The sequence below is a fragment of the uncultured Ruthenibacterium sp. genome, assembly GCF_963558415.1.
GTDB lineage: Bacteria > Bacillota > Clostridia > Oscillospirales > Ruminococcaceae > Ruthenibacterium.
This window is the reverse complement of record NZ_CAUWGY010000024.1, coordinates 22,500-34,196: the sequence shown is the minus strand read 5'-3', so window position 1 is coordinate 34,196 and position 11,697 is coordinate 22,500. Positions and strand designations below refer to the sequence as shown.

Here is an 11,697-nt window from a genome sequence, read left to right as displayed (position 1 = left end):
GACCCTAGGGATAGTGCAACAGAAATAGACCGCCTGTTTTATACAGGTGAGGGTGGAAAGGTGCGGTAAGAGCGCACCAGCACGCTTGGTGACTTGCGTGGCTCTGTAAACCCTACCAGGAGCAACACCCGTATGAGAACAATACGTTTCCCTGCGTGTTCTTGGAGGTGGCTTGAGCTGTACGGCAACGTACAGCCTAGATAGATCGTCGTTTAATACAGAACCCGGCTTACGGTTTGGTCGTTTGGACATGGAAGGCGGCGGTGCATTGCACCGCCGCCTTCCATGTCGCAAAACATTTTGAACTACAAGGAGATTTCAATGAAACAACAGGTAAAAGGTCTTATGACAGAGGGACCTATTTGGAAAAACATCCTCTTATTTGCATTACCTCTACTTTTGGGAAATTTATTCCAACAACTTTATAATGCAGTAGATTCCATCGTTGTCGGCAATTACATCGGCAGCAATGCTCTTGCGGCTGTTGGCTCAAGTTCTCCTATCATCAACCTTTTGGTTGGTTTCTTTTCCGGTCTTGCCACAGGCGCCGGCGTTGTTATCTCCCGCTGCTTCGGCGCCCGGAATACGGAAGGTGTTTCCCGCTCTGTACATACTTCTATGGCGTTAGCTATTGTATGCGGCATTCTTTTAAGCATTGCCGGTGTTGCTTTATCTCCTTGGATTCTGCAAATGATGGGAACTCCGGAAGAGGTGATGAGCAATTCGGTCCTTTATCTTCAAATTTACTTTATGGGGCTTCTTTCAGTATTGGTATATAACATGGGAAGCGGTGTTTTACGTGCCATTGGGGATTCGAAAACTCCCTTATATTTTTTAATTGTATCTTCTATCCTCAATATTTTTCTAGATATTCTCTTTGTAACACAATTCCAAATGGGGATCGCCGGCGTGGGCTGGGCTACCTTAATTGCTCAAACGGTCAGTGCAATCTTGACTTTTGTGTTTCTTATGCGTGCCCATGGAGAACATAGACTATTTATCCGAAAAATTCGAATTCATCGTGATGTATTGCAACAGGTCATTAAAATTGGACTTCCTGGCGGTATGCAAAACGCTATAATTTCTTTTTCCAATATAATTATGCAAAGTTCCATCAACAGCTTCGGTGCTGTAGCTATGGCCGGTTGTGGATCTTACAGTAAAATTGACGGATTTGCCATTTTACCTTTAATGAGCTTTTCTATGGCGTTAACCACATTCACTGGTCAAAATATTGGAGCTAAGCGCTTTGACCGAGTAAAAAGCGCTGCCAAAAACGGAACTGTTTTAACACTGTCCTCTACCTGCCTTGTCAGTCTTTTCCTTCTTTTATTTTCAGAACAGGTCATATCAATTTTCAACAGTGAACCAGAAGTCATCCACTACGGTGTCGCAATGATGCAAGTGCTGGTTCCCGGTTACTTTTTCCTTGGAATCACCCACACCTTGACTGGAATTGTGCGTGGTGCAGGCGCTACAACTGTTCCGATGATGATTATGATTTTTTGTTGGTGTTTTTTACGTATGGCATGGGTGCTCGGTTCTCTTTCCATCGCACACATCATTCAGTTTGTCTTTTTGGGATATACCCTCACATGGGCTATCAGCGCAGTTTTGATGTTTGTATATTATAAAAAAGGCGATTGGCTTCGCCATTATCTGTGATTTACAAAAGGCGGCCCTAGGGCCGCCTTTTTTAGGATTTTGCAACATTGCAACCGTTGATATCCACTGCGATAATACGCATCGGGTCAATAAAATCCCCATATTCACAACTCAGCTCATAGTAAGCTCGACCAATGGGAGAAACATTCTCGTCAATGGCTCCTTGAGCCTCACGCACTCCATCTTCCCAAGTACCCAAAACACGTGTACTCCCATCGTCCAGATGCAAAACAATCTCCGCATCGCTGAGAGTGTCTCGTATGGATGAATCCTCTGGAAGGCCATCAAAAACAACGCTGATGCGCATGGATGTAAGCCGAATCTGCGCAATCGGAACTCCTGTGACAGGATCCGCTGCTTCTTGCGTCACTTCCATTTCATGAACTTGTTGTGATTGCGGAACGGTAAACGTAAAATTCCACTGCCCCTCTTTTTCCCACACAACTTTCGTATTTCCATTTTCATCAGAACAATTAGCATATAGTTCAAAAATATCCCATGTAATAGGCTCGCCACTTTTAATTTCCGGACCACTAAGCGTACACATCAAATTCACTTCTTTGTCATTAGGATTTTCATCCTGCAACATACGGGAACCTGCACTATTCCCTTTGTCTGCCTTTCCAAACACATAGTACATCAAATTGGGATCCGGATTCACTTCTTCAAAAGAAATCGTCAACGGCAAGTACAGTTTTTCTCCATCGAACAGAGCTCCGTTCAAAGTGAGCGTGCATCCGGAATTGGTTGACACAAGGTTCATACCCTCTCCCGATATTCCCAATGCATCCGCCTGATCTTGTGCACCCGAACCAAAATATTTTCCGAATACACCGTCCCATGGAAATGCCGTAGCGGCCATTGCGCCCACACCCAAACAACATACCATTGCTATGGCCGCAGCAACGATTCCCCATCCGCGAAATCGGCCAAAACGTTTTTCAGAACATAAAGTTTTTTCTTTGCTTTCATGAAGATTTTCCATCACGCGCTTTTTTAGAGGTTCTAACTTTTTCTCATCCGAAATTTCTTGAACAAACGGTTCGTAGTATTCATCCATCCACTCAAACCACGTCTTCATTTGATATTCCCCTTTCTTGTAAGGTGCGACGCAACACATCCCGGCCTCGTGCAAGACGACTTTTTACGGTAGAAGGCTTCATCTGCATTTCCTGGGAAATATGTGTAATCTTTTCTCTTTTATAATAGTAACGAAGGAAAATTTCTCTTGTGACTGGTTCCAAAAACAAAAGCGTTTTTCGAATCAATTCCCCCTGTTCCTTTCTCTCAAGTTCTTGTTGCATCTTCTGATCCGCTTGTGTCAGATAATCTTCTTCCATTGGCAAAACCGGTCTAAGACACCGTATTCGACTTCGTGCTTCATTCCGCGCAATGGCACCAAGATAATTTTTCAAGCTTCCCTTTTTCGGCTCTATGTTTTGTACCGAGTTCCATAACTTTAAGAAGGCCTCTGCGGCAAGCTCCTCAATATCCTCTGTACTTAACAGTCCCGCGCCAGCCGCTCGAATTACGGACAGGACAAAACCACCATATCTATCAATCAATTCTTCCAATGCTCGTTCATCCCTCTTCTGGAGACGCATGAGCAATCTTTCATCTTCCAAGGACCTCACTTCCTTTTCATCCACTTCGAAACATGTTTCATTTATCTATACGCACCCAACCCGTCTTTGGTTGCATTGCTACGAAAAAAGGCGCCCGGCATCGGGCGCCTTTTTACGCAATTGGTTGTGTACCAAAATACTCACAAATGGCTCTATAATAACATTCTGCGGCCGCTTGACAGCCGCTCTCGCTCCCCCATGCATCAACATCAGAAGCATTTGTTAAAAAGCATTGCTCTGCCAACACAGCAGGACAGGACGCTTTTTCCAACAATCCAAACGTCTCATCCTCATGAACTGAAGTATCCGAAATCTCTACAACTTGTTTCTCATATCCAGTTTCTTCGGTTCCTTGGTAGTAAATATATCGAACTCCGTTTTCGCCGCGCAAACGATGGCCCGCACTACCAAATTGCTGAGCAATTGCCTGTGCAAAAACAAGTGCATCATCGTGATAAATTCTTCCCGGCGGTTGCGGATAGCATTCGAACCCATACGACTCTGCGAAGTAAGGATCCGAATTTCCATGGATGGAAAGTAACAAACTCGCCTTGGCCTCAGCCGCCGCCATTGCACGGTCTCCGCTGGTGGCACTCTCACCATTTTCACGGCATCGTACCGGAGTATAATTCGGATCCTCTTCTAACAGCGCATACAAAGCATCTACGGTACCTTCTGTAAGCTGTACCTCATCAATCACTCCTTCTGCGCCTATATCATACCCACCATGTCCTGCATCCAACGCTACAACATAAGGTGGCGACGTTTGAAACTCATACGAAGCAACAGGCTGCGTGTGTCCATCTGCATCCTGAGCCTCTCCATATGTAATATCATTTTCCACATTTTGAATATTTGATTTTGGTAAATCCGATCCATCAGCTTGCGTTGGAACATCCTGCAAGAAAATGTCCTTTAATAGAAAAGCTGTCATGAGCAAGACTAGCGCAATACAAGCACTTAGCAGAATCCTTTTTCTGCGGCGCCGACGCCTTCTCGCAGCCGCTACCCGTCTGCGATGAACCGTCTGCTGTGAAGCCACTTTTCGCGGCGCCGTTTTTGCAGTATAGCGCTTGTCCTGCTGCATTGTTTTTCCCTCCCTATTTTAAGTTTTATTATATCCCTCAAATGTGTCCATATTGTATCAAAAAACACTTAAAAAAACTTTAAATTTTCGATTTAAAGTTAAAATTTATTGAAGTAATTGAAAAGATTCACCAAAAATCCGACTTGAAATTCCATTACAAAAATTTTCGCAAGGACTCACCTCTCATTGAGCGACAACGTATTTCTCAGCGTTTAGGAGTTGTAATAGGATGTATTTTCATATTGATATCCCCTTAATGGATATCCGCCAAAATCATAATTTACACTTGGGCGTGTCGATGTCAAAAGAGCGGTATTTCCGTTATCGTATGTAACCGAAATGGAAAGGGTCTCATTTTTCACAGCGCCATCCACAGCACATATTTCAATCCCGCTCACATTCGCACCATTTGCCAAAACACTTTGAGAAAGCGCATTATGAATTTGTTCGGAAACTTTTTGCTTGAATTCATCGAACGCAGGATCATCCACTTTGTAAAAGCCATATACACCTAACGCATCTGGATCGTCTGTCGGCTGATAACATTCAGGCAAGCTACTCGATATGGACTGGTACTCCTCATAGCTAGGATAATATTCGGCCGTTACCAATTCCCCTGTGGTGGCATCCAATGTCACATCCGCAGTACATGAACTAAATAACGACCCATCTGCCTCTTCGTCTAAAACAGCGTGCCATTGAAGGCGATCAATACCATTTACATGTATCTTCATACAGCTCAGTCGCAACTCTTTTTGAGACAAATCGATTCCATAATTCTTCTCCAAGACAAGCCCGGCCAAATTTGCTGCTTCCTGCGCACTAACCACGGGATCCAACAAGCGTTCCTTTTCCAATTCCTCTCGCGCACAGGCTAATTCTTGTTCCATCTCTTTTTGAAAAGATTCATACTCCTGCTTTGCAGAAAGATCACCTGATTGTATAGACTCATTGAATTGCTCCAAATCCTGCTTATAAGAATTTCGATACTCTTCGATTGCTCTGTCAATATCTTCTGCAAACCATACGTAGTTATAATTTTTTCCTCCACCCGCTTGTTGCTCCAGTGCAGCTTGAACATTCGAATTAGGCTGTAAACTGTCACTGGTAACTACCGATTTCTGTGTGGTACACGCGGACAAGCTTGCAATAAAAAATGCGCACAATAAAATGATTTCTTTTTTCTTTTTGTTACGTTTCATGCGAAAGCAACCTCCTTTCTACAACAAATTGTCTCAGTTCTTTATTGCAAACTTTTCTTCACCTAATTTCTGAGTTGTAAAAAATACCGATACCACAGTCCCGCTTCCTGGCTTCGATTCAAAGCACAAGCGCGCATTATGCGCCTTTGCAATGACTTTACAAAGACTGATTCCTAATCCTGCCCCACCTTGTTCTCTGCTACGTGCTTTATCAGGACGAAAAAAAGGCTCTCCTAAACATTTTAATGTTGTTTCATCCATTCCGCACCCTGTGTCACTCACCCAACATCTTATTTCATCATCCAAATGCTCTGCTCCAAGTTGAACCACACCACCGGCATTGCACGCCTTCAGTGCATTATCCGTCAAATTAAGAAAAAGACTTTCTAAAAGAGCCCTCTCGCCCCAAATTGTGCTAGATGTCACCATACTTTTCTTTAAACAAACTCCTCTTTTATGAGCTTTGGGCTCCAACGTAAGATATACGGTATCTATCAAATCCGAAACATCCACCGCCCGTAACTCCGCCTGCTCATCGCGTAAAGCGGCCATTTGTAACAGTCTCTCACTCATAGCTGCCAATCGTTTTGTCTCACTGATGATATAATTCGTTGCTTCATATTTCTCTTTTGGCGAAAGTTCTGCTCTTTGAATATATTCCGCATAACCACCAATGGCGGTCAATGGTGTACGCAATTCATGTGCCACATTGTCAACCAGTTGTTGTTTACGCTGTGCAGACTCTTCCAATTGACGAATATTCTCCTGCACGCAGCATGCCATTTCATTCAACGCACGTGCAAGCTGCCCTACTTCATCCCGACCATATCCTACGCTGCGCGCCGTATACTCTCCCTTAGCCAAGCAACCGGCCACTTTTGCCAATCTCTCCATGGGACGAGAAAGTCCTCGTAAAACTATATATAAAGCTACGGCTAAAAAAGCAAATACCCCTACACCCGCCAAAATAAAAATACGCCAAGTGCGATTCCATTGTAAAAAGAAAGGTTCCACATCATAAGCGCAAGTCATAACCATATCTTCCGGCGGTCCCGGCAAGCGAACCAAAACATACAAGATATGCCTTCCCTCCGAGATTCGTATGGTGTGAACGCGCTTTCCTTCCTCTGGCGGAATCGGTAAATCCGTATTCGGGATTGGCAGAGTATCCACCCAAGTATTTTCTCCCTGTTCTATTTTTAAAAATCCATTGCTCTGTTGGGCAGCATAATTTCGAGCCAACTGTGCCAATGCTGCTGGTCTTCTTTCGTTCACCGCCGCAGCATCCGTTAAAAAATTTTGAGCTGTGGTGTGTTGCTGAGCCAACAATTTTTCGCATTCCGCCTCGTAACTTTGGCTCTGACTGATACCGCCCAATACGACAATGCTTCCACATAACGCGAATAAAAATAACAACAATGTCAAGAAATAAGCTTTCTGCCAAAATTTAAAACACATAAAGTTTCCCTACTTTTTTGTATTGAGTCGATATCCCAGTTTATAAACGGTTTCAATTTGCTGGGCCAGGCCCAATTTTTTACGCAGACGTTGTATGTGAACATCTACCGTACGCGTATCTCCCTCATAGTCAAAATTCCAGGCTAATTCCAACAGCTTTTCACGGCTTAATGCAAAGTTTCTATTTCTCACCAACACTTCTAACAGCGCGAATTCTTGAGGTTTCAATACAATTTCTTCTCCGTTTACCCAAACACGCCTAGTGTCTAATTCAATATGACACGGACCGATATCCAGCCCAACATTTTCAGCATGTGTACGGCGCAGAACGGCTTCAACGCGTGCTAAAAGTTCCAAAATCTCAAAAGGCTTTACGATGTAATCATCCGCCCCTAGGCCTAATCCCGCAAGACGATCCGAAAGTCCGGCTTTTGCGGTCACAAAAATCACGGGAAGTTCTTTGGGCAGCTCACGTTTTAATTGAAAACCATCTATTACGGGCATCATTATATCCAAAAGTGCTAAATCAAATGTTTTTGTTTGACATAAATATAAGGCCTCTTCTCCATCAAAGGCCTGTGTGCATTCATGTCCAACCAAAATTAAATTTCGCCGGATCAATTCGTTAATTGGCTTTTCATCCTCTGCAATCAAAATTTTCGCCATAAAACCCCTCCTCTCAACCATTATAATCAATTTTGTTGCAGAGTTATATCCAAAAGATTTTTATCGGTGAATCATAAAAGGATGCAATCTAGCAAATAAAAAATGGACCGCACTTTCGTGCGGTCCATTTTCCTTAAATTTCATACCAGCGAATCTCGTTGGCGTCCATATGCAATTCATAAGAACTTCCATCACCGGTGTAAATCGTAGTCTGCTGTGGTTCGTACGTATTATTTACTACACAATATTTTCCATTCTTTACATAAGCGTGCACTTCCACATTAAAGTTCGAAGAAAACCACTTATGCAAATCTTGCTCGCCATGTGCGGACCACAAAATCGAACGGTACAGAATGCGGCTATTTTCAAAGCTATAAGGAAGTCCGCTAATGTAAACGGATCTACCTTTACCGAACTCATTCACAGCCATCTGAACCTCTTTATCACGCTGCACCAAAACTTCGGCTCCATCTAAGGCATAGATAGATTTTTTCCCTTCGCCGAAATCAACCGGTTTGGTAGTATCCGCAAGAATAAAATGATCCGGATGTTCTTCCCAATTATATTTATCGTAATTGAGTGTAAAGCCAGTCTCCTTTTCAACTCCCATCACACCAGCCAGTTGCAGGAAACGGCCCTCATATTGATGTCCAGTTGGTTCACCAACACCAATAAATCCACCACCGCGATGAATAAAGCCTTTGATTGTAGCCGTTACATCCGGATCCTCCCAGATAGCACCACCTGTATGAGCCGTATCTGCATCACCTACGTTAATCAAAACGTCAATGGAATCCAGTAAACTCGGATCAGCCTTAATATCATCAAAGCTAATAAACTTCACGTCAAACGGCGCACCGGAAAGAGCCTCTATTACGCCTGCATAACTATAATTTTGCTTTTGATACAACGCATGATGCACCATGTGGCAGCCCCAGCTCCGACTTTTTCCCCAGCTGTTCAAGACCGCTACAGTCTTTATGCAATAAGGGGTAGTGCCTTTAATATTTTCATACAGCACACGGAACTCATCGCACACACTTTCGATATAGTCAATAAAGTCCGGGAACTCCAAAGCCAATTTCAGGTAGCCACCATATCCGATACGATCAATGGGTTTACGCAGAATAGCACGTCGAGCAGTTACCCAATTCTCTTTTCCTTCTTTTACAGGATCTCCACCCTCATGGAAAGTATCCGGGAAGAAGTACGGCAAAAATCTGCCTTCTGTATATTTCACACCCGGAATGTCGCTGATCAAACGAAGCGTGGAACCATTTCCGACGCTGCCTACAACTGCATCCAGTCCAATACTTTTAAACTCATCCATAAATGGTTCTGTACCGATCCAATGGTCACCCAAGAACATCATTGCTTCCTTGCCCAATTCATGGGTAATATCCACCATCTCTTTGGCAAGCTTTGCTACTTCACGGCGCTGAAAAGCCTGGAAATCCTTAAATTCTTTGGACGGGACACGATACTGATTATTGTAATATCCTTGATCGATAATAAATTCCGGCCGGAATTTATATCCTACTTCTCTCTCAAACTGCTCTAAGATATAAGGAGAAACCGAAGCGGAATAGCCGTACCAATCCACATACTTTTCACGTTTCAGTTCATCGAACATCAGCGTAAACTGGTGAAAAAATGTAGTATAGCGAATCACATTTACATAAGGATGCTCCGCGATAAACTTACGTAGACGCTCCATCGTAAATTTGTGAGTCTTGGGCTGACGAACATCAAATGTAATCTGATGCTCAAAATTCTGCCAGTTGTTTGTGACCGCATTGTACATATGTACAGGGTCCCAAATCAAATACGCCAAGAAACTAACAGTATAATCATGAAATGCATCCGGATTTAAAATTTCAACACATCCAGTTTCTTCCTTATAAATCCAGTTATCCACAGGCACAACTTGACCGGTAGTACGGTCGATGACTTCCCACCAGCGTCGAATGTCATCGCGCGTATTGACCTTCATCAATTCGTCAGAAATTCCCTTCATCAGAGGGATTTCCAGCTTTTCTCCGGTAGCGGTATAAAATCCGGTCATAATATAGCATTGCTGCACTTCATCCGGATTTGCTTTCGCCCAGGCATTGTCTTTGCGAGTAGTATAATATGTGGAATAAATTTTTGCGCCAACCTTTGTCAGCTCTTCTGGAAATTCTGTGCCATCACAATCACGGATGGCATCTGCACCCCAGCGATGCAAAATTTCAATCGTTTCCGGGACAACATCCAGATTGGTCGGAATGGTAACACGACCAGTCAATTTCTTTTCACTCATAAAGTGCCTCCTTACAGGCGATTCCATTTTCTAAAAGATCTTCACCACTGTTTCCAGGGGCGAATCTCTGGTACCGCTTCTCCAGCTTGTACCATCTTTTGTTTTAACACTTCGGCCAACTGAGCACGGACTTGCGCCCACGCCGGGTCCGTTACAAGATTATTTTGCTGATAAGGATCATCCTTGAGCACATAAAAGAACTCTTCATAATAAACATCACTGCCAGATACTTCGTAGCCGTCGCCTTGTGCACGTACCGAATACGTATAGTCCGGCGTGCGAATTGCGCGCCCAACTCGACTCTCGCTAATCTGTAAAAACGCCACTTCGTCCCATTCCATGTTCGGATTTTGCACCAGCTTGCGCAAACTACGTCCTTGGAAATTTTCTGGTTTCGAAATTCCTGCACAATCCAATAGTGTTGTCGGAAGGTCCAAGAGACTGACTACATGGTCAATCACTTTTCCCCCTTCAAATCCGGGGCCTGTAATGATGAGCGGAATTCGAATCGAAGCATCATGACAAGTTCTCTTATATTCCGCCTCCACCCCGCGGGTAATAAAATGACTGCCATGATCTGCAGTGTAAATCAGAATCGTGTTTTCCCACAATCCTTGTTCTTTAAGCGTATCTACTAAACGCCCCACATTATAGTCCAAACTGTGGCAACACCCTAGATAATCCGGATAATTTTGTTTCCAGTTGCTGACATCGGTTCCATCGCTATGAGAATCCGAGTAAGCTTTCAAATCTCCCGGGACCTCGAAGTCCGAAAAGCGCATCTTGCTTCCGTCTGGTCCTTCGTATCGACGATGGTCATTTTGATGATGTGGCTCAATTTGACTGATAAATAAGAAAAACGGCTCGGGATTGTCTTTGCGTTTATGAAGAAAATCAATGGCAAAATCATTAATACAATCTGCCCGATACCCCGTAAAAGGCACCCTTTCATTATCACCGTTGTATACGTAGCCATTATATCCATGACTGGTAAACTCCAGCACATCCGCAGCCATCCAATAATCCTTATAACCACCACGACGGTCCTGGGGAATTGCACTGGTCTCATAATTGAGGCCCTTGGGTCTATCCGTTGCCAAATGCCACTTTCCTACATAAGCTGTGGCGTATCCGGCCTCATTAAAGTATTGTGCCAGTGTTTTTATTTCACCAAATTGAGGTGCAATTCCGTTAATAAAGCATCCTGTTTGCGTAGCATAGCGTCCGGTCTGCAAACACGCACGCGCAGGCCCACATACCGGCTGACAAGTAAATGTATTCTCAAAACGCACCCCTTGAGCGGCTAAAGCATCCAAATTAGGGGTAACTGGCAGCTTTTGTCCGTAACAACCCAAAGTATCCCAGCGTTGCTGGTCTGAAAAGTAAAAAACAATATTCGGTCTTGCCATAGTCTTTTCTCTCCTGTTATATAACCGCACAAAATAGGGCGCTCTCTCCGCTATGGAAGCAGAGCGCCCTGTTTTTTATTGATAGCCCTTATTGTAAATTCCCAAAAGTACAAGAACTCCCGCCAGACCGACCAATTCAATTACCAAACCGCCAATTCCACTGGATAATCCACCAGTAGAACCAAAATTATGACCTACGATCACAAGTAGTAAACAAGCGGCAAAGGCCAACAAACCGATTGCGATTTTTACTTTTTTACGAGTATATTCATTCATATCCGCA

General features: G+C 43.7%; 10 protein-coding genes and 1 other RNA gene. 2 read left to right on the top strand and 9 right to left on the bottom strand.

Features of this window, described 5'->3' with window-relative positions; translation table 11 throughout:
* An RNA gene (gene rnpB, locus AB5H98_RS06160) (RNase P RNA component class A) lies at positions 1–248 on the top strand; the annotation flags it as partial.
* Positions 249–321: 73 nt separating this feature from the next.
* A complete protein-coding gene (locus AB5H98_RS06155; protein ID WP_367925039.1) occupies positions 322–1,665 on the top strand; it encodes an MATE family efflux transporter in 1,344 nt (447 codons plus the stop codon).
* 31 nt (positions 1,666–1,696) lie between these two features.
* On the opposite strand, the gene AB5H98_RS06150 is transcribed toward AB5H98_RS06155, so the two are convergent.
* The 9 genes from AB5H98_RS06150 to AB5H98_RS06110 all read right to left on the bottom strand — a co-directional run bounded on the left by AB5H98_RS06150 (position 1,697) and on the right by AB5H98_RS06110 (position 11,690).
* Positions 1,697–2,746 (bottom strand): DUF4179 domain-containing protein, encoded by a 1,050-nt coding sequence (locus AB5H98_RS06150; RefSeq protein WP_367925038.1) that lies wholly within the window; start codon positions 2,744–2,746, stop codon positions 1,697–1,699.
* Positions 2,730–3,290, bottom strand: coding sequence for an RNA polymerase sigma factor (locus AB5H98_RS06145; protein ID WP_367925037.1), 561 nt, complete (start codon positions 3,288–3,290; stop codon positions 2,730–2,732). Before AB5H98_RS06145 ends, AB5H98_RS06150 begins: the two co-directional genes overlap by 17 nt.
* A 112-nt stretch (positions 3,291–3,402) precedes the next feature.
* The gene (locus AB5H98_RS06140; protein WP_367925036.1) at positions 3,403–4,377 is read right to left on the bottom strand and encodes an N-acetylmuramoyl-L-alanine amidase; all 975 of its coding nucleotides are present in this window, start codon (positions 4,375–4,377) and stop codon (positions 3,403–3,405) included.
* A 212-nt stretch (positions 4,378–4,589) separates the two neighbouring features.
* Positions 4,590–5,579 carry a hypothetical protein gene (locus AB5H98_RS06135; protein WP_367925035.1) on the bottom strand — a complete coding sequence of 330 codons (990 nt, stop codon included), beginning with the start codon at positions 5,577–5,579 and terminating at the stop codon, positions 4,590–4,592.
* 33 nt (positions 5,580–5,612) lie between these two features.
* Complete coding sequence (locus tag AB5H98_RS06130) at positions 5,613–7,037, bottom strand: sensor histidine kinase (RefSeq protein WP_367925034.1); 1,425 nt, start codon at positions 7,035–7,037, stop codon at positions 5,613–5,615.
* Between the two features lie 9 nt (positions 7,038–7,046).
* Entirely contained in the window at positions 7,047–7,703 is a 657-nt protein-coding gene (locus AB5H98_RS06125; protein ID WP_367925033.1) for a response regulator transcription factor, read from the bottom strand.
* Between the two features lie 133 nt (positions 7,704–7,836).
* Positions 7,837–10,005, bottom strand: a complete 2,169-nt coding sequence (gnpA, locus tag AB5H98_RS06120; protein ID WP_367925032.1) for a 1,3-beta-galactosyl-N-acetylhexosamine phosphorylase — start codon at positions 10,003–10,005, stop codon at positions 7,837–7,839.
* 41 nt (positions 10,006–10,046) lie between these two features.
* The gene (locus AB5H98_RS06115; RefSeq protein ID WP_367925031.1) at positions 10,047–11,414 is read right to left on the bottom strand and encodes a sulfatase-like hydrolase/transferase; all 1,368 of its coding nucleotides are present in this window, start codon (positions 11,412–11,414) and stop codon (positions 10,047–10,049) included.
* A 75-nt stretch (positions 11,415–11,489) separates the two neighbouring features.
* On the bottom strand, positions 11,490–11,690 hold the full coding sequence (locus AB5H98_RS06110) for a hypothetical protein (protein WP_367925030.1): 201 nt from the start codon (positions 11,688–11,690) through the stop codon (positions 11,490–11,492).
* Between the last annotated feature and the right edge of the window lie 7 nt (positions 11,691–11,697).

Coding starts and splice junctions, on each gene's coding strand:
- AB5H98_RS06140 (WP_367925036.1), bottom strand. CDS start 4,377: ATGCAGCAGGACAAGCGCTATACTGCAAAAACGGCGCCGCGAAAAGTG.
- AB5H98_RS06125 (WP_367925033.1), bottom strand. CDS start 7,703: ATGGCGAAAATTTTGATTGCAGAGGATGAAAAGCCAATTAACGAATTG.
- AB5H98_RS06130 (WP_367925034.1), bottom strand. CDS start 7,037: ATGTGTTTTAAATTTTGGCAGAAAGCTTATTTCTTGACATTGTTGTTA.
- AB5H98_RS06135 (WP_367925035.1), bottom strand. CDS start 5,579: ATGAAACGTAACAAAAAGAAAAAAGAAATCATTTTATTGTGCGCATTT.
- AB5H98_RS06115 (WP_367925031.1), bottom strand. CDS start 11,414: ATGGCAAGACCGAATATTGTTTTTTACTTTTCAGACCAGCAACGCTGG.
- AB5H98_RS06150 (WP_367925038.1), bottom strand. CDS start 2,746: ATGAAGACGTGGTTTGAGTGGATGGATGAATACTACGAACCGTTTGTT.
- AB5H98_RS06110 (WP_367925030.1), bottom strand. CDS start 11,690: ATGAATGAATATACTCGTAAAAAAGTAAAAATCGCAATCGGTTTGTTG.
- AB5H98_RS06155 (WP_367925039.1), top strand. CDS start 322: ATGAAACAACAGGTAAAAGGTCTTATGACAGAGGGACCTATTTGGAAA.
- gnpA (WP_367925032.1), bottom strand. CDS start 10,005: ATGAGTGAAAAGAAATTGACTGGTCGTGTTACCATTCCGACCAATCTG.